This window comes from Nocardiopsis sp. NPDC057823 (assembly GCF_042797335.1).
GTDB classification, from domain to species: Bacteria; Actinomycetota; Actinomycetes; order Streptosporangiales; family Streptosporangiaceae; genus Nocardiopsis; species Nocardiopsis changdeensis.
The window spans coordinates 18,003-35,462 of the sequence record NZ_JBHVLR010000017.1 but is presented as its reverse complement, the minus strand read 5'-3'; the positions used below and the strand labels follow the sequence as shown (position 1 = coordinate 35,462).

The 17,460-nt window shown below is 76.4% G+C and carries 11 protein-coding genes; 2 read left to right on the top strand and 9 right to left on the bottom strand.

Features of this window, described 5'->3' with window-relative positions; genetic code table 11:
• Positions 1 to 47: 47 nt before the first annotated feature.
• The 4 genes from ACFVNO_RS23825 to ACFVNO_RS23810 form a co-directional block, all read right to left on the bottom strand.
• Entirely contained in the window at positions 48 to 356 is a 309-nt protein-coding gene (locus ACFVNO_RS23825) for an acyl carrier protein (protein ID WP_355264819.1), read from the bottom strand.
• Positions 353 to 1,192, bottom strand: coding sequence for an alpha/beta fold hydrolase (locus ACFVNO_RS23820; protein ID WP_378895806.1), 840 nt, complete (start codon positions 1,190 to 1,192; stop codon positions 353 to 355). The genes ACFVNO_RS23825 and ACFVNO_RS23820 overlap by 4 nt, the downstream gene beginning before the upstream one ends.
• Entirely contained in the window at positions 1,189 to 8,598 is a 7,410-nt protein-coding gene (locus ACFVNO_RS23815; RefSeq protein ID WP_378895804.1) for an SDR family NAD(P)-dependent oxidoreductase, read from the bottom strand. The genes ACFVNO_RS23820 and ACFVNO_RS23815 overlap by 4 nt, the downstream gene beginning before the upstream one ends.
• Positions 8,599 to 8,761: 163 nt before the next feature.
• Positions 8,762 to 10,417, bottom strand: a complete 1,656-nt coding sequence (locus ACFVNO_RS23810; protein ID WP_378895802.1) for an AMP-binding protein — start codon at positions 10,415 to 10,417, stop codon at positions 8,762 to 8,764.
• Between the two features lie 468 nt (positions 10,418 to 10,885).
• Between ACFVNO_RS23810 and ACFVNO_RS23805 the strand changes: the two genes are divergently transcribed.
• Positions 10,886 to 11,491 carry a histidine phosphatase family protein gene (locus ACFVNO_RS23805; protein WP_378895800.1) on the top strand — a complete coding sequence of 202 codons (606 nt, stop codon included), beginning with the start codon at positions 10,886 to 10,888 and terminating at the stop codon, positions 11,489 to 11,491.
• A 30-nt stretch (positions 11,492 to 11,521) separates the two neighbouring features.
• Here the strand turns inward: ACFVNO_RS23805 and ACFVNO_RS23800 are convergent, their stop codons facing one another.
• The 3 genes from ACFVNO_RS23800 to ACFVNO_RS23790 form a co-directional block, all read right to left on the bottom strand.
• The gene (locus tag ACFVNO_RS23800) at positions 11,522 to 12,601 is read right to left on the bottom strand and encodes an Rv2578c family radical SAM protein (protein WP_378895799.1); all 1,080 of its coding nucleotides are present in this window, start codon (positions 12,599 to 12,601) and stop codon (positions 11,522 to 11,524) included.
• Positions 12,602 to 12,868: 267 nt separating this feature from the next.
• The gene (locus tag ACFVNO_RS23795; protein ID WP_378895797.1) at positions 12,869 to 14,227 is read right to left on the bottom strand and encodes a hypothetical protein; all 1,359 of its coding nucleotides are present in this window, start codon (positions 14,225 to 14,227) and stop codon (positions 12,869 to 12,871) included.
• A 74-nt stretch (positions 14,228 to 14,301) separates the two neighbouring features.
• Complete coding sequence (locus tag ACFVNO_RS23790; protein ID WP_378895795.1) at positions 14,302 to 15,060, bottom strand: class I SAM-dependent methyltransferase; 759 nt, start codon at positions 15,058 to 15,060, stop codon at positions 14,302 to 14,304.
• Between the two features lie 200 nt (positions 15,061 to 15,260).
• Between ACFVNO_RS23790 and ACFVNO_RS23785 the strand changes: the two genes are divergently transcribed.
• On the top strand, positions 15,261 to 15,857 hold the full coding sequence (locus ACFVNO_RS23785) for a dihydrofolate reductase family protein (protein ID WP_378895793.1): 597 nt from the start codon (positions 15,261 to 15,263) through the stop codon (positions 15,855 to 15,857).
• 88 nt (positions 15,858 to 15,945) lie between these two features.
• On the opposite strand, the gene ACFVNO_RS23780 is transcribed toward ACFVNO_RS23785, so the two are convergent.
• Together ACFVNO_RS23780 and ACFVNO_RS23775 are read right to left on the bottom strand one after the other, a co-directional pair.
• Positions 15,946 to 16,569 carry an SRPBCC family protein gene (locus ACFVNO_RS23780; protein ID WP_378895791.1) on the bottom strand — a complete coding sequence of 208 codons (624 nt, stop codon included), beginning with the start codon at positions 16,567 to 16,569 and terminating at the stop codon, positions 15,946 to 15,948.
• Between the two features lie 395 nt (positions 16,570 to 16,964).
• A complete protein-coding gene (locus ACFVNO_RS23775; protein WP_355264792.1) occupies positions 16,965 to 17,417 on the bottom strand; it encodes an Rrf2 family transcriptional regulator in 453 nt (150 codons plus the stop codon).
• Between the last annotated feature and the right edge of the window lie 43 nt (positions 17,418 to 17,460).

Below are 17,460 nucleotides of genomic sequence, written 5' to 3'. Positions count from 1 at the left end.
TCGGTCCGGCGCGCCCCGGGGCCGCGCGGCCCCGGGGCGCTCTCCCGTCAGCCCCGGTGGCCGGGGAACAGGTCCTGGAGGACGCGGGCCGCCTCGGCGAAGGTCGGGGCGGCGTTCAGCCGGTCGCGCGGGACCGGCGCGCCCAGCCGGGCCGAGAGGCGGGAGCGGATCTCCACCGCGGTGATGGAGTCCACCCCGGCCTCCGCGAACTCCATGTCGGGCTCCAGGTCCCGGAGGTCGTCGTGGCCGAGCACGGCGGCCGTGCACTCCATGACGACGTCCAGCAGCAGCCGCTCCCGCTCGGCGGCGGGCATCGCGGCCAGCCGCGCCTTCAACGGCCGTGTGTCGGCGGTCATCCGGCGCCCCCCGCTTCCCGGGCCCCGGCGCCCGCGGACGCCCCGGCCCCTGCCCCGGCCCGGGTCCCAGCCCCGGCCCCGGCCCCTGTGCCGACCTCGCCCTCGCCCCCTCCCGGGCGTTCCGCCCGCGGCCCGCCGGTCTCCTCCAGCCAGGACAGCAGCGCCGCGGCGAACCCCTCCGGCGCGTCGAGGTGGAGCATGTGGCCCGTCCCCGCGACGGTGCGGACGTCGAAGCCGCGCGCCCGGCCGTCGTCCCCGTCGATCTCCGGGACGAGCCCGCGCCGCTCGGCCAGCAGGATGAGCGACGGCACCGAGGTCGACTCCGGGAGCGCCGGCATGTCGAAGGCGTGCAGGTCCACCATGGTCCGCGGGTCCCAGAGGGCGCGGGCGCGCGCCTCCGCCTCGACCTCGGCGCGGGACCAGCCCGGGTTGCGCTCGGCGATCTCCTCCGGGGTCAGGCCCACCAGCCGGATCGCCGACCGGGGGTCGGGGAGGTCGGTGACCGCCCGGATGCCCCAGTACGGTTCGGCGTAGACCAGCCGCGCCGGGCGCAGGCCGTCGGCCGCGAGCCCGAGGAGGGCCGCGCCCAGCGAGTGCCCCAGCGCCAGGTCGGCCCCCGCAGGCAGTGTCTCCACCAGGTCGTCGGCGAGCGCCCGCGGACTGTAGTAGCCGCGCGGGCTCGCGCCGTGCCCGCGCAGGTCGGGGGCGACGACCCAGTAGCCCAGTCCGGCGAGCACGCCGGCCGTGCGCTCCCAGGTACCGGAGTCGCACGCGAACCCGTGCACCAGCAGCGCGGTCCGTTCGCCCTCGCCCCACGTGCGGGTTTCGAGCCTCACTTCGCCTCCTCCTTCGTGTTCCGCAGCCGGGCCACCACGCGCCCGGCCAGTTCGGTGACGGACGGCCCGGACACGATCTCCACGAGGGCCAGGTCGCAGCCGAACTCCTTGCGGATCGCCCCCAGGAGCTCGGTCGCCATGATCGAGTCGAACCCCAGGTGGTCCAAGGTGCGGTCGCGGTCGACCCGTTCCGGGGGCGCGCCCACCACGCGGGCCACCACTCCGGCGAGCATCTCCGCGGCCACCGCCTCGGCCTCCTCCGGCGGCGCCTCCGCCAGCCGGCGCCGGGCCTTCTCCAGGGTGGTGGCGTCGCACCCGGAGGACTCCGGGACCAGGCCCCGCAGCCGCGGCCTCTGCACGACGTAGGGCCGGATCTCGGCGAGCCGGGCCCAGTCGATGTTCAGCACCGCGGCCACCTCGGCGTCGCGGCCCAGGAGCTCCTCCAGGGCGGCGAACGCCCGGTCGGCGGAGATCAGGCCCATGCCGAGCCGGACCACGGTGCGGGCGACGCCCTCCTCGGCCAGGGTGCCCACGTCGCGGATGCTGCCCCACTGCACGGCGATGCCGGGGAGTCCGGCCCGCCGCCTGGATCGGACGACCGCCTCCGCGGCGGCGTTGGCCGCCGCGTAGCCCGCCTGGTGCAGGTTGCCGATGGCCGAGGTCACCGACGAGTAGACCGCGAACAGGTCGAGGTCCATGCCGCGGGTCGCCCGGTCCAGGACGTGCGCGCCGCCCAGCTTGGGCGCCAGTACGGCCCGGATCCGCCCGTCGTCGGAGTCCTCGAACGGCTCGTCGTGGAGCACCATCGCGGCGTGCACCACACCGCGCAGCGGACGGCCCTCCTCGGCGAACCCGGCGATCAGCGACCGGACGCCCGCCTCGTCGGTCGCGTCCAGCGCGTGCACGGAGGCCCGCGCGCCGAGCTCCTCCAGGTCCCGCAGGAGCGCGGGGACCTCCGGGGCGGCACCGCCGCGCCGGCTCGCCAGCGCCAGGTGCCGGGCGCCGCGCCGGGCCAGCCACCGGGCGGTGGCCGCGCCGAACCCGCTCGTCCCACCGGTGATCAGGTAGGTGCCCGCGGGGTCGAAGGCGGCCGGGCGGGGCGGGACCACCGCGGCGGGGGTCCGCTCCAGGGACACCACCGCGCATCCGGCGGTGGCCGGGGCGCGCGGCGCGCGGAAGGCCTCCCCGGCGCCCTCCGGCTCGTGCAGCTCCAGCGGGAGCGGGCGGTAGGCGCCCGCCCCGACGCGTTCGGCGACGCGGGCGAAGCATGCGGCTGCTGCGGCGGGGCGCTCGGCCGCCATGCGCGCGGCGTCGACCGAGGCGAGCAGCAGGTCGCCGTGGAGCGGCGGCAGCGGGGACGGCAGGGCGGGGCCGTCGGCCGCCTGGACGAACCGGCCGCCCGGCGGCAGCAGTTCCAGTGCGAGGGCCGCGGCGGGGCCGGCGGCGGTGTTGAAGACCACGTCGGGGCCGCGCCCGCCGGTCAGCTCCGACACCCTGCGGGCCAGGGCGGGGTCGCCGGTGTCGAGCACGTCCGCCACCCCCAGCATGCTGAGCAGGTCGCGGCCGTTGGGGTGCTCGGCGGTGGCGATGACCCGGGCCCCGACCTCGCGGGCGTGGGCGGCCGCGGCGGCCGCGGTCCCCCCGCCCAGGCCGTGCACGAGCAGCGTCTCGCCCGCCTCCAGGCCCGCCAGGTGCTCCAGGCCGTGCTGCACGGCCAGGTAGGCGGGCAGGGTGGCGGCCTCGGCGAACCGCGTCCCGTCGGGGATCCGCCCGACCATGTCGGCGCGGGCGCACACCCGGGTCGCGCCGGCCCCCGGGGTGAAGGCGTAGACCCGGTCGCCCGGCGCGAGGCCGTCGACGCGGCCGCCGACCGCCCGCACCACCCCGGCGCAGGCGTACCCCGCGGAGTGGCCTCCGCCGGCCGCGGCGCGCGCGGGCGCCTCGCCCAGCGCCTCCGCGGCATCCCGCCCGGTCACCGCCACCGCCCGCACGTCGATGAGGACCTCGTCCCCGGGCGGCTCCGGGACGGCGGTGCGCACCCACTCCAGCCGGTGGGAGGGTCCGGGGTCGGTGAGCCGCAGGGCGCACGCCCCGTCCGGCCCGGGCACGTCCGCGGCGGGGCCGAGCGGTGCGAGGCGGGGCACGAACCGGCCCTGCCCGTTCAGCACCACCTCGTCCTCGTCGTCGGGGTCGGCCAGCTCGGCGGCCAGCGCCGCGGTGTCGGCGCCGGGGTCGCCGGTCCGGAGCAGGGAGACGTGCCGCAGGTCCAGCCACGGCCGCTCCCCGTCCAGGACGCGGGCCACGCCCCAGGTGGCCGCGTCCTCCGGTGCCCCGCAGGGCTCCGGGGCGGGGAGCACCCCGCAGGGGCGGGTCACCGCCCACACCCGGGGCGGGGTGTCGCGTTCCTCGAGGGCGTCGACCAGGGCGCGGAGCGCGGCGACGCGCTCCACCGCGGCGCCCACACCGCCGTCCGGGTCCTGCGGCCGGTCGCCCAGGAACAGCACGACCTCGGAGGGGGCGTCCCGGTCCAGGGCCCGGGCCCATTCCGCGGCGCACCGGGGCAGGCCGGTCCGCGCGGCGTCGCCCCCGCCCTCGACGATCCGCTCCCGCAGCGCCCGGGCGTGCTCCCCGGCTCCGTCCTCGGCGGCGATGAGCACCCGGGCGCCGCTGAAGCCGGGCACGGGGTCCCGCGGCGCGGGAGAGCGGTCGGAGCGCCGGGTCAGGAGCACCGACGACCGCTCGTCGGCGTCGCTGAGCCGGGTGGTCTCCTCGAACCCGGACGACTCCAGCAGGTCCGTCCACTGCCGCGCGGTCAGCAGCGGGGAGTCGGTGCGCAGGTCGGTGTCGGTGTAGGCCCAGAAACCGTCCAGCAGCCCGAACGCCAGCGCCAGCTGCCCGGCGTCGTGGTGCTCCACGGCCAGGAGCCGGCCGCCGTCGGCGAGCACCTCCGACAGCCGCCCCAGCACCGCCCGCAGGTCGGAGGTGGCGTGCAGCACGTTGGCGGCCACCACCAGGTCGAACCCGCCCTCGTCGAGCCCCTGCTCCGTGGCCGGGACCTCCAGGTCGAGGGTGCGGCACTCGACGAAGCCGTGGTCGGCGAACCTCCGCACGGCCCCGGACACCAGGGAGGGGGACAGGTCGGTGAAGACGTACCGGGTGCGTTCGGCGGGCAGGAGCGGCAGCAGCGCTGCGGCGGTGGCCCCGGTGCCGCCGCCGACCTCCAGGACGCGCAGCGGCCGGTCGGCGGGCCAGCGCTCGACCAGCGCCGCGACCGCTGCGGCGGCGTACCGGTTGGCCGCGCGCGAGAAGGGCAGCGACTCGTAGATGTACCGGGCCAGGCGCGCGCCGGAGTCGGAGAAGACGAGCTCCACCGGGTCGAGCTCCCCGCGCAGCGCCTCGGCCAGGCGCCACCCGCAGCGCTCGTAGAGCACCAGGGCCGGGGCGGCCTCGGGCAGGGCCCAGGCGGCCTCCTCCATGGCGCGCCCGGGGTCGGCGGGCCCGCACACCCGCCAGCGGGGTGCGCCGCCGTCCGTGGAGACGTCCTCCAGCAGCCCTTCCGCTCGGGCGACCGAGGCGAGGATCCCCAGGAGCCGGTCGTAGTGCGGGCGCACGCCCGCGGCGACCAGGTCGGCGGTGCCGAAGGTCTCGGCGCCCGCCGCCAGCTCGGCCAGGGCCCGGGCGGCGTGGTGCGCGGTCAGGGTCAGGGCGGCGGCGTCGGAGGCGAGGCCGCGGGAGCCGGCCCACTCCCGCTCGGCCTCCCCGATCCCGTCGGCGGCCGCCTCCGCCAGCTCCCGGGGACCGGGCAGGGCGGCGGGCGGTGGGGACCCCTTGGGGGCCGCGCGCATCCGGGTGCCGTAGAGGACCGGGCGGGAGGACCCGGCGCGGAACCGCCGGCCGCGGTACCCCTCGATCTCGACGGCGACCGTCCCGTCCCCGTCGGTGATGACCAGGTCGCAGACGATCTCGTCGTCGGTCGCCTCGCGCAGCCGGGCGTGGACGAGGCCGGAGGCCGCGGGACGGCGCCAGCGGCGCACCGCCCCGATGGCGGCGGGCAGGAACGCGTCCCCGCCGGGGTCCGTGCCGCACAGGGCCGCCGTGGTCTGGAGGGCGGCGTCCATCAGGACCGGGGAGACCTCGAAGTCCTCCGCGTCGGCGGTCCCGTAGTCGGCCAGCACCTCGCCCCCGGCCGCGTGCAGGCGTCGCAGCGGGCGGAAGACGGGCCCGTACCCGATCCCCGCCTCCGCCATCCGGGCGTAGTGGCCGTTGACGCCCAGGTCCGGGCCGCACCGGGAGCGCACCCGCCCGGCGTCCAGCGGGGGCGGTGCCTCACCGGACAGCGGCCGGACCCGCGCCCGGGCGTGCGTCCGCCAGTCGCCGCCGGTCCGGGCGGCGATGCGCACCGTTCCGGCGCCGTCCGGGACCGAGACCTGGGTGCGCACGTCCATCTCCGGGTCCTCCCAGGGCAGGGGGAGGACCCGGAGGATGTCCAGGGAGACGACCTCGACGGGGCCCGAGAGCGCCCGGCGCCCCGCGGCCAGCGCCATCTCGGCGAAGGCGGCCGCGGGCATCACCACCGCGCCGCCCACCCGGTGGTCGGCCAGCCACGGCAGGCGCGCGGGCTCGACCTCGCCGGACCAGGCCGGGTCGGGGCCGGGGACGCGCTGGCCGAGCAGCGGGTGCTCGTAGGGGCCGCGGCCGGCGCCGGTGAGCGGCGCCCACCAGTCCGCGGACCCGTTCCAGTGCCGTTCGCGCTGCCAGGGGACGCCGGGCAGGTCGGCCACGCGCCCCGGTTCGGGGAAGAACCCGGCCGGGTCGGCCGCCCCCGCGGCGATGACCCGGCAGGCGGCGGAGTCGAGGGCGGCCCGTTCGTCCGTTGTCCCGTCCTCGGCGGGCCTGCGCAGTGTCGGCAGCACCGCGGTCCGGCCGCGGCCGGTGCCGGCCGCCCGCCGCAGGTAGCCGCCCAGCACCGGGTGCGGCGCGACCTCCACGAACACGTCGCAGCCCTCCTCCGCCAGCGCCCGGACGGCCTGGGCGAACAGGACCGGCTCGCGGACGTTGCGCCACCAGTAGGCGGCGTCGGGCTCGCCGTCGAGCAGGCGGCACGCGGTGACGGAGGAGACCATCGGGGTGTGCGGGGTCCGGGGCGCCAGCCCCTCCAGCGCCCGCAGCAGGTCGGCCCGGACCGGGTCCATCATGCGGCTGTGGAAGGCGTAGTCGAGGTCCAGCTCGCGGTGGAAGACCCCGCGCAGTGCGAGCAGCCCGCCCAGTTCGCGCAGGGCTCCGGTCTCCCCGGCGACGTTGACGTCGGTGTCGCCGTTGACGCCGGCGATCTCCAGCCGGCCCCGGAACGGGGCGAGCTCCTTCTCCGCCTCCGCCGGGGACAGGCCTACCGCGGCCATCCTGCCTGTTCCGGCGGTCGTCCCCTGCGCCCGGCTCCGCTCCGCGATCACCCGGGCGGCGGAGTCCAGGTCCAGCGCCCCGCAGGCGTAGGCGGCGGCGACCTCGCCCGCGCTGTGCCCGACCACGGCCGCGGGGCGGACGCCCCGCTCGGCCAGCGCCGCGACCAGGCCGGCCTGGACCGCGAACAGGGCGGGCTGGGCGACCTCGGTGCGCGCCAGGGCGGACCGCTCCCGCGGGGCGCGCAGCTCGTCGACGACCGACCACCCCAGGTGGGGGCGGAGGGCGGCGTCGACGCGCTCCACCTCCTCCCGGAACACGGGCTCGGAGCCGAGCAGGCCGGCTCCCATGCCGGCCCACTGCGACCCGTTCCCGGAGAAGACGAAGGCCGCCCGTGCGCCGTCGGCGTCCGTCGTGTTCGCCCCCTCGACGCCGTCGGCGCCCGGGGTCCCGTCCGCGACCGCCTCCAGCAGGTCGGCGGCCTCGGCCGTGTCCCGTGCCAGGACGGCGGCGCGGTGCCGAAGCCGTCCCCGCCGGACGGAGGCGGTGCGGGCCAGGTCGTAGAACTCCTCCGGGGCGGCCGAGCGCAGCCGGTCGGCGTGCGCCCGGGCCGCCTGCCGCAGTGCCTCCCCGGTGTGGCCGGACACCACGACCGGCAGCCTCGGCGCCGCGGACCGGGCGGGGCGCACCGACCGGTCCGGCGCCGTGTGGGCGCCCAGGACCACGTGGGCGTTGGCGCCGCCCGCGCCGAAGGAGCTCACCCCCACCAGGGGGTGCTCCCCGCCGCCCAGGGGGAGCCTCTCCCGCACCGGCAGCAGCCCCAGCCCGTCGAAGTCGATCCCGGGGTTGAGGGTCCGCGAGTGCAGCGACGGCGGGATCTCCCGGTGGCGCAGGACCACGATCGCCTTCAGCAGGCCGGCCACCCCGGCGGCGGCCTCCAGGTGCCCGAGGTTGGTCTTGACCGACCCCACCGGGAGCGGCCCGGCCGGGCCGCGGCGCACGCCCAGGGCGCGCCCGAGCGCCGTGCACTCGACCACGTCGCCGACCCGCGTCCCGGTGCCGTGCGCCTCCAGGTAGGCGAGGTCCCGCGGCGAGACCCCCGCGCCCGCGTACACCCCGCGCAGCAGCTCCTCCTGGGCCTCCTCGCCGGGGTGGGCCAGGCCGGGGGTGCGGCCGTCGCAGTTGATCCCGGTGCCCAGGACGACCGCGTGCACCCGGTCGCCGTCGGCGACCGCGTCGGACAGCCGCTTGAGCAGGAGCATCCCGCCGCCCTCGGCGCGGACGAACCCGTCGGCGTCGGCGGAGAAGGTCCGGCAGCGGCCGGTGGGCGAGAGCATCCGGGCCTTGGCGGCGACGATGTACTCGTAGGGGTCGAGCAGGAGGTTGACCCCGCCGGCCAGCGCCAGCCCGGTCCGCCCGGACAGCAGCTCCCCGCAGGCGTGGTGGAGCGCCACGAGGGAGGAGGAGCAGGCGGTGTCGGTCACCGTGCTGGGGCCGCGCAGGTCGAAGTGGTAGGAGACCCGGTTGGGCACCGCCGTCGCGCTGCTGCCCAGGGCGGTGGGCGCGTCGATCGACGCCGTGTCCCGGCACTGCAGGGAGCCGAAGGGGAGCGAGTAGACGCCGAGGTGGACCGCGGTGTCGGAGCCGTGCAGCCCGCGCGGGTCGACCCCGGCGTCGTCGAACGCCTCCACGGCCAGCTCCAGCGCCATCCGCTGGCGGGGGTCGATCCGCGCGGCCTCGCGGGGGGAGATCCCGAAGAAGCCGGGGTCCCACTCCTCGACGCCGTCGACGATCCCGCCCGCGAAGGTGTAGCTCTTGCCGGGGCGGTCCTGGTCGGCGGAGTGGAACCAGGCCTTGTCGAAGCGGTCGGCGGGGACCTCGGTCACCAGGTCGCGGCCGTCCCGGAGCGCTTCCCACAGGCCGTCCAGGCCGGTGATGCCGCCGGGGAGGCGGCAGGCGGCGCCGATCACGGCGACGGTGTCCTTCCCGGGGGTCGGAGTTCGTTTCATGCTGCCCTTTCGGTCGGGTTCGGCGGGGCGCTCGGGGCGGGCCCGCGGCAGGCCGGTCGTGGTAGGTCTCTGGTGCCGGTGGGGAGGCGGGCGGGGCGAGGGGCGGGGGACGCATGGGGCACCGTGGCCGGATCGGGTGCGGGTGCGGGGGCGGGGGCGGCCGTCACACCGACGGGACGGGGCCGGCCGCGCGGTCGGCGGCCAGGCGCCGCAGCGCCTCCTTGTCGACCTTGCCGATCCCGACCGTGGGCAGGGCGTCGAGGACCACCACCCGGTCGGGGAGCTTGAACGCGGCCACGCCCTCCCCGCGCAGGAACGCGCGCAGGCCGCGCAGGGTGAGCCGCTCGGCGGCCTCCGCCGGGCCGCCGCCGGGGACGACGACGGCGCACACCCCCTCCCCGTACAGGGGGTGGGGGAAGCCGACCGCCGCTGCCGCGCGCACCCCCGGGTGGCGGGTGAGCACGGCTTCGAGGTCGTCGGCGGCGATCTTCTCGCCGCCCCGGTTGATGACGTCCTTGACCCGGCCGGTCACCGCCACGTTCCCCGCCGGGTCGACGCGCACCAGGTCGCCGGTGCGGTAGTGCCCCTCGGGGCCGAACCGGCCCGGTTCGCCCGCGGCGCGGCCCGCGTAGGCGGTGATGGTGCTCGGCCCGCGGGTCCACAGCTCCCCCTGCTCCCCGGGGGCGACCGGGCGGCCGTCCGCCCCGACCACGAGCAGCTCGTCGCCGGGGGCCACCGGGCGGCCCTGGGTCAGGTCGGTGACGGCCTCGGGGTCGTCCAGGCGGGTGAAGGTCAGCAGCCCCTCGCTCATCCCGTACACCTGCTGGACGCGGCATCCCAGCTCCGCCCTGATCCGGCGGGCGGTGTCCGGCGCCAGCCGCGCCCCGCCCACCTGCACCACCCGCAGGGACCGCGGCGCGACGCCGGAGTCGGCGGCCCGGGAGGCCAGCTGCCCGGCGAGGCCGGGGACCAGCGCGGTGTGCGTGACGCGGTGCAGGTCGGCCAGCTCCAGCAGGGCGTCGGCGTCGGCGGTGCCGGCGAAGGCGACGGAGCCGCCTCGCGCGAGCGCGCCGAACATCCCGGGGTGGGCGCAGGTGAAGCTGTGCGTGGCGGGGAGCGCCGCCAGGTAGACCGAGTCCGGACCCAGGCCCGCCGCCGCGGCGGCTGCGCGGACCACCGAGCCGAGCGCCTCGTGGGTGCGGGGGATGGGCTTGGGCGGGCCGGTGGTCCCGCTGGACAGGAAGTACAGGGCGGTGTCGCCGGGGCCGGCGGTGTGCGGACGGGGCCCGGGGGCCGTGCCGGGCGCGCACAGCGCCGCGAGGTCCGCCCCGTCCGGGCCCGGGGCGCCGGGGCCGAGCACCAGGACGGTGCGCGGACCGGGAGCCTGCCGGAGGAGCCCGCGCAGCATCGCCGGGTGGTCGGTGCGCCCGGTGGCGGCCGGCACCGCGGCCGCCACGGGGGCGAGGTCGGCCACGACCGGCTCCAGTTCGTGCTCGCGCAGGGCGGGGTGGGCCAGGATCGGCGGGCAGCCGGCCCGGATCAGCGCGAGCGTGAGGACGAGGAGCTCGACGCTGTTGGACAGCTGCACGAGGACGGGGCCGGGGGCCCGCACGCCCAGTCCGGCCAGGCGGCGGGACGCGGCGTCGACGGCCCCGGCGAGCTCCCGGTGGGTCAGCGGCCGCGGTCCGGCGACCGCGGGCCGGTCCGCGGCCGCCGGACCGCCCGCGGCGTGCCGCAGTACCAGGTCGTCCAGGAGTTCGGCCCGCCACCAGCCCCGGGCCCGGTAGAGTTCCGGTCCGCTCGCCGCCCGCATCTCCATCGCCCCCTGGAATTCCTTTTTGTGAACACGGCCCGAAGGCCGCACGCGAATGGACAGTACTACAGGTGGAGAAGCGAATGCAGAAGGTTTCCTTTTTGGCCGTGTATTCCGTTGTCCGTTTTTTGTGAGCTGAGTGGGAGTGTGTTTTGGAAGGGTTCTCCTTTGCTCTGTGATTTCCGGTTCTTCTGCCCTTTCACGGAGGGTTCACGGCCTCCGACCCGGTCGCTGCGGGTTTCGGAACCGGGGAGGAGGTGCTGTCAGAGCCAACGAAACGGGCGTATCCGGCTTCGGAAAGGGGGTGGCGCGCATGCCGGGCCGGGCCGCGCGACCGTGCCGCCGCCGGGGCCGGACCGGGCCCGGAGAGGGCGGCCCTGCGGCGGATAGGATGGCCGCCGCGCGGCATGCGGGCCCGACGCCCGGCCCGTCGCGAGAATTCCTCCGAACCCCTGGGAGAAAGGGGCCCGAACCGTGGCCCAGCGCACCCTCTACCTCGTACGCCACGGAGCGGCCGACGCCCTGGGACAGGTGACCGCCGACGGCCGGGAGCAGGCCCGGCTGCTCGGGCGGCGGCTCGCCGGGGCGCCCGTCGACGCCGTCTGGCACTCGCCGCTGCCGCGCGCGGTGGACAGCGCCCGGATCATCGCGGCCGAGATGCCGCGCGTGCTGGTCGACGAGGCGGCCGAACTCGTGGACAACGTTCCGTTCGTCCCCGGACCCGAGGACGTGCCGCCCTCGTGGAAGGGGTTCTTCGACGGTTACGACCGCGGCGAAGCCGATGCCGGGCGAAGGACCGCGGACGCTTTGACGGCACGGTTCTGCGGGCCCAACGGCCGGGGGCGCCGCGCGACGCACGAAGTGGTGGTGACGCACGCGTACCCGATCGCCTGGATCGTCCGCGAGGTATTGAACGCGCCGCCCGCGCAATGGATGTCCCTGGCGGGCGTCGCGAACGCCTCCCTCACGGTGGTCGAATTCAGCGACGACGGACCCCCGGCCGTCGTGATGTTCAACGACATGTCCCACCTGCCCGCCGGGCTGCGGTGGACGGGGTTCGCGGGCGGCGGCCGGCCCTGAGCGCCGCCGGGGCGGCGAGGGGGGCGGGCCTCAGCCGGGGAAGCCCAGGGCGAGCTGTTCGGGGCGCCGGTCGGCCGGGGCCGCGGCGGGCCGCTCCGGGGCGCGGGCGCGGTGGGCGGCGCCCGGACGGTTCAGTCCGTGGCGGCCGGCGATCTCGCGGACGGCCTCGGTGACGATCCGCCGGTAGGACTCGGGCGCGTAGGAGCCGCGGCCGTACAGCCTGCCGTACAGCGGCAGCAGCCCCGGGTGCTCGCGTGAGAGCCAGGCCCGGTACCACTCGCGAGCGCCCGGCCTCAGGTGCAGCACGATCGGGGTGACGCGGGCGGCCCCCGCCGCGGCGATGGCGGTCACGGTCTCCTCGATCTGTTCGGCCGAGTCGGTCAGGCCGGGCAGGATCGGCGCCATCAGCACCGAGCACTCCAGGCCGCGTTCGGCCAGGCGGCGCACCACGTCCAGGCGCGCCCGCGGGCTCGGGGTCCCCGGCTCCACCGTGCGCCACACGGCCTCGTCCACGGAGCCCACCGAGACCGCCATGCCGACCTCGGTGACACGGGCCGCCTGTTCGAGCAGGTCCAGGTCGCGCAGGACCAGCGTGCCCTTGGTGAGGATCGAGAAGGGGTTGGCGGCGTCGCGCAGGGCGGCGATGATCTGCGGCATGAGCCGGTAGCGGCCCTCGGCGCGCTGGTAGGGGTCGGTGTTGGTGCCCATCGCGATGTGCTCCCCGCGCCAGGAGGGGCGGGCGAGTTCGGCGCGCAGCCGTTCACCGGCGTTGACCTTGACGACGATACGGGTGTCGAAGTCATGGCCGCTGTCCAGGTCCAGGTATTCGTGGGTGCGCCGGGCGAAGCAGTACACGCAGGCGTGCGAACAGCCGCGGTAGGGGTTGACGCTCCAGCGGAACAGCGGGGAGTCGCCGGGGACCCGGTTGATGATGGACCGGGCCCGGACCTCGATCGCGACGGGTTCGCCGTCCTGCCCCGCCTGCACCGGCCCGGGCCCGGCCGTCCGAAGCCCCGCCCGCCCGGTGCCCCGGGTCGGGGGCGGCGTGTGGTCGAACAGGGCGGTCTGCTCGACGGTCGTGGTCGCCTCTCTCAGGTTCTCCCAGCGCATGACTGTGATTCGAACATGTTTTCGAACATCTGTCGAGTGGTTCGAACACCGGACGGGGTGTTCGGGCGGTGGGCAGGGGGCGCGGCGCGGACCGGTTCCCCGGGTGGGCAGGGGATTCCGGCGGTCGGGGCCGGCGGCCGGGAAGGAAGAAGAAATCGTGTCGGTGAGCCGGGCTCCGGGGCAGGGGGACCCGTCGCGGAGGCCTGTGTCCGGTCGCCCCGTCCGATCCGATGGCGGGAGTCGGTCCCGGGACCGGTCCCCGTGAGGTCACAGCCCGGCGGCGGCGAGGATGCGGTACATCCGGTCCGGGGGCAGGGCGGGGTTGGCGGCGGCGTGGTCGGCGACTTCGGGGTCGGGATCGGAGAGCAGCCGGTCCAGCAGCGCGTCCGTGACGTTGGGGTGCTCGGCCACCCCGCTGCGCAGGGCGGGGTCGGCGGCGAGCCGTTCGAGGTCCCGCGCGGGGAGTTCCGGGTCGTGCAGGGCCAGGCGGCGCACCTGCGGGTCCGGGTCGTCGACGAACGTGCGCAGTGCGTGCCGGGGGAAGTTCGGGTGGTCCACGAGCAATGGCCGGGGGCGGCGGGCATCGCCGTGTTCGCGTACCAGGCGTTCCAGGACGTCCGGCGGTGTGTCCGGGCGGTGGGCGGCGATCTGGCGGACCATGGGGTCGGGGTCGTCGTCCAGTCGGCGCCAGGCCTCTTCGGGAAGGTCGTGGCAGGAGGCCAGGACACGCCGGAACACCGCGTGCGGGCAGTCGAGGTAGGCCAGCCGCTCATCGAGAGGGGCCTCGCGCAGCCAGCCGGGCTCGGCGGGGTACCAGTACAGGGCTATCTCCGCCTCGACGCTCCCGTTCGCGTACTCGGCCTCGACGAGCGCGTACAGCCGGTCCCGGGTCGCGGTGTCCACGTGGCGGCTCAGCGCCGCCGCGATTCGCACGTACGGGTGGTCGACGTCCGCCACCAGTCGGGCGACCATCTCCGCGGAGAGGTGGGGGTTGTCGGCGACGGCCGTGAGGACGTCCTCGTCTCCGCTGCGCACCAGCCGCTCGAACTGCTCCGCCGTGAGCGGGACGCTGCGGGCCGCGTTGGCGCGCACGGCGGGGTCGGCGAGGCAGCGCTCCCGCCATTCGGGCGGGATGCCGGGCCGCTCGTGCCGGGTGGCGGCCGCCCGGACCCGGGGGTCGGGGTCGGCGAGCAGTTCGGCCTGCACGGCCGGAGGGCGGTCGTGCCAGAGGTCCGCGATGGCGGCGCGCAGCTTCGGATCCTCCGCGCGGGCGAGCACGTCGAGGGGACGGGCGTAGACCCGTTCCAGGTCGTCGAGGCCGAGCGGCACCCCGCGCTCCACCATGTCGCGGACGAAGTCCGGGTACGCGTCGCGGATCTCGGGGTCGGGGTGCTCTGCGATCCTCCTGCGCATCTCCGGGGAGACCCGGTCCCCGTACAGGGTCACCGAGCTCCGGCGGTCGCCGTGCGCCAGCAGGGCTTCGACGACGGCGTCCTCCAGCCGCCCGGGGCGCCGGGTCAGGCCGCTTCGGCCGGCCCGGTGTGCGGCCAGGCGCACCAGGACGTCCCGGGGCGCCGCGGGATTCCGCCCGAGTCCGGACAGCCGCGGGTGCGCGAGGTTCGTCATGGGGCCAACCTAGCCGGGCCGTTCCGGCCGGGACAGCCGTCCTTTTCCGCCGCCGGTACCGGGGACGGGGGCCGTCAGGCGGCCTCCAGGACGAAGAACAGGAAGGCCGGGCTGGTGGACAGGACGCGGAAGTCGTCGGGGAACAGCTCGCGGGCGGCCGGGTCGGGCAGCGGTTCGCTGATGGCGGAGATCCGGAAGCCGGCCGCGGTGAAGGCGTCCGTCATGGCGTGCAGCGGCCGGTTCCAGAAGCCCATGGTCGCGGTCAGGCCGCCCATGGTCCACTCCTCGGTCCAGTGGTGGGTCGCGAAGTAGTCGGTCTTCTTCCCGGCCGCCCGCTGGACGGCGTGGACGGCGAAGGGGTGGTCGACGGACATGATGAGGCGGCCTCCGGCCGTCAGCACGCGCCGGAACTCGGCCAGTGTCGGGCCCCAGTCCCGGAGGTAGTGCAGCACCAGCGACGCCACGACGTCGTCGAACGCGCCGTCGGGGAAGGGGAGCGGGTCGCGCAGGTCCGCCACCCGCAGGTCCGCCTCCCCGCCCAGCCTGCGCCGGGCCAGTTCGAGCATCCCGGGGCTGCGGTCGATGCCGCTCACCGCGGCACCCCGGTCGCGTAGCGCGGCGAACAGCGGGCCGGAACCGCAGCCGGCGTCGAGGACCCGGCGGCCGGCGACGTCCCCGGCCAGGGCCAGGATCGCGGGCCGTTCGTAGTAGGCGTTCATGATGTTGGACGCGTTCTCGGAGTCGTAGCCCGCGGCCAGGTGGTCGTAGTCGTTCATCCGGGTCGGGCGGGAGGGCGCGGCATGGTCTTCGGGCGGGTTCGGCATACCGGGCATCCTCGCCCACCCGGACGGCGCGGCACAACGCGGCTCCGGCGCCGCATATCCGCTCCCGCGCAGCCGGACCCGCGACGGATGTCCGGCCGCCCCGTTCCGCGCGCCCGCGTCCGTGGGCGGGTGTCACCGACTGTCGGCTGTCGGAGGTTCTGTTACAGTCATGACCACTGCAAGTGGAGTACTTTGAATGGAGTGGTTTCATGCGTGAGCTGGTCTACTACGCCGCCGTCTCCCTCGACGGGCGCATCGCCGGACCCGCGGGCGAGTTCGACTTCTTCTTCGCCCCGCTGGCCGACGAGGAGCGCTCGGCCGCCTACAACGCCTGGGTCGACGCCCACTACCCCGAGGCCACCCCCACCGCCGGCCGTGAGGCCTCCGGGCTGGCCGACGCCCCCAACGTCCGCTTCGACACGGTGGTCATGGGTCTGGGCACCTACCGGGCCGCCTACGACCACGGCATCGAGAGCCCCTACGCTCACCTGCGCCAGTACGTGCTCTCCACGACCCTGGGGCCGGTCTCGGCCCCGGAGGTCACGGTCGTGGACCGTGACCCCGTCGGCCTGGTGCGGGCGCTCAAGGAGGAGGACTCCGACCTGGACATCTGGCTGTGCGGCGGCGGGAAGCTGGCGGGGGTCCTCCTGGCGGAGATCGACCGCCTGGTGCTCAAGAGCTACCCGGTGCTGGCCGGGGCGGGCGTCCCCCTGGTCGAGGGCGGCTTCGACCCCGGCCTGTTCACCGTCGTGGACCGGCAGGTGTTCGACAACGGGGTGGCCGTCACCGAATACGCCCGCGCGTGAACCGGGGCGGCCCGGACGCGGCCGCCACGGCCGCGCCCCGCGCCACCACCGCCTCCGGCAGGGCGTGGCCGCACCGGGCGGCGGCCGGTCAGCCCCTCTCCTCGCGGACGTCCCTCCCCTGCTCGGCGAACGCCTTGAAGTCCTCCATGTGCCGCTGCGACTGCTTGTGGAAGGCGCCGGGCATGAGGAGCGCCACCAGCCGCATCAGCAGGCCGCTGAACCGGTACTCGCTCTCGCTCTCCCAGAGCGTCGCCTCCGGGCCGGCCTCGGTCAGCGAATCGCGCACGACGCTCCACATGCCCGCGCCGACGATCTCGCGGTCGAAGTGGACGACGGTCCCCTCGGGGATCGCGCGCAGGTCCGCCGGCTCCCGGCGGGTGATCGTCTCGACGCACTCGAGTTCCTGCTTCCCCGACCGCATCACGACCCGCGACTCGGTGCCGAGCTCTCCGTGCACCCCGTTCAGCGGCTCGTGCACCACCAGGTCCCGCAGCCACATCGGCAGGTGCGCCGGGTCGGCCAGCAGCTGGGCCACCCTCTCCCGGGGCAGAGCGATCTCGATCGAGTTGGTGTACTTCACGGCGCGCGTTCCCTCCAGGTGCCCGGCTGCGGCGGCGACGTGCCCCGGTTCGCCACCGGCGGGCCGGTGGGCCCGTCCCCGGGCCGGGGACGGCCGCTCGCGGCGGAACGCGGAGGGGTCACGACGTCCCATGATGCCCTCCAGGGGGGACAGGAACCCGGAGCCCGGTGATCCGGCGCCGGGAAACGCAGGACACGCCGCACCGTTCCGAAGGGTCCGGCGCGGGGCGGTGCCCGGGCGTCGTCCGTATCCGGCTGAGTCGGCGCCGACTCCGGATGAGGCGACGGCCGGCGGGGGCACATGGCCGGCGCCGGATGCGTCCGCATACCCCCATCAGCCAGGAGGCGGAAGGGCAGTGGGCGGCAGGTCTTCGGGGAACCGCACCGGCTCCGCCGGACGTCCGGTCCGGCTCCTGCACCAGGGCGGATGCGCTTCCCCGCTCCCGGACGGGGCCCGCCGCCGAAGGCTTCGGGGTGCCGGTTGCCGGGCTGTTCGCGGACCCGGGTGTGGAGGGGGATCCGGTGGTGTCAGGGCGCGACGGAGGGTCGGCGGGGCGTCGCGAGTACGTCCTGGAGCACGTTCTCGAGCGTGACGCGGGCCAGTTCGCACCTCAGGGTCTGCTCGATGCCCGCGTAGATGCCCTGCATCACCGGCTGGATGCCGTGGCCCACCACGCACTCCTGGTCCGGGGTGGTCCGGTGCATCGCGAACAGCGGGCCGGGCTCCACCGCTTCGTACACGTCGAGCAGGGTCATCGACTCCAGTTCGCGCGCCAGAGACCAGCCCGCGCCCGCGCCCCGCCGGGACTCCACGAGCCCGGCCCTGCGCAGCTCGCCGAGCAGCCGCCTGATCACCACAGGGTTGGTGTTCGCGCTGGCCGCGATCTGCTCGGAGGTGGCGACCTCATGGCCCCGGCGCTGGTAGAGGCCGATCCAGGCCAACGCGTGGGCGGCCAGGGTCACCCTGCTGTTGGCGCTCATGCACCCCTCCTCCCGGACGCAACGCTTCATGTTACGACGGCTC

Bases quoted from the DNA above. Each gene is read 5' to 3' on its own strand.
- ACFVNO_RS23825 (WP_355264819.1), bottom strand. From the start codon at position 356: ATGACCGCCGACACACGGCCGTTGAAGGCGCGGCTGGCCGCGATGCCC.
- ACFVNO_RS23815 (WP_378895804.1), bottom strand. From the start codon at position 8,598: ATGAAACGAACTCCGACCCCCGGGAAGGACACCGTCGCCGTGATCGGC.
- ACFVNO_RS23810 (WP_378895802.1), bottom strand. From the start codon at position 10,417: ATGGAGATGCGGGCGGCGAGCGGACCGGAACTCTACCGGGCCCGGGGC.
- ACFVNO_RS23800 (WP_378895799.1), bottom strand. From the start codon at position 12,601: ATGCGCTGGGAGAACCTGAGAGAGGCGACCACGACCGTCGAGCAGACC.
- ACFVNO_RS23795 (WP_378895797.1), bottom strand. From the start codon at position 14,227: ATGACGAACCTCGCGCACCCGCGGCTGTCCGGACTCGGGCGGAATCCC.
- ACFVNO_RS23790 (WP_378895795.1), bottom strand. From the start codon at position 15,060: ATGCCCGGTATGCCGAACCCGCCCGAAGACCATGCCGCGCCCTCCCGC.
- ACFVNO_RS23785 (WP_378895793.1), top strand. From the start codon at position 15,261: ATGCGTGAGCTGGTCTACTACGCCGCCGTCTCCCTCGACGGGCGCATC.
- ACFVNO_RS23780 (WP_378895791.1), bottom strand. From the start codon at position 16,569: ATGGGACGTCGTGACCCCTCCGCGTTCCGCCGCGAGCGGCCGTCCCCG.
- ACFVNO_RS23775 (WP_355264792.1), bottom strand. From the start codon at position 17,417: ATGAGCGCCAACAGCAGGGTGACCCTGGCCGCCCACGCGTTGGCCTGG.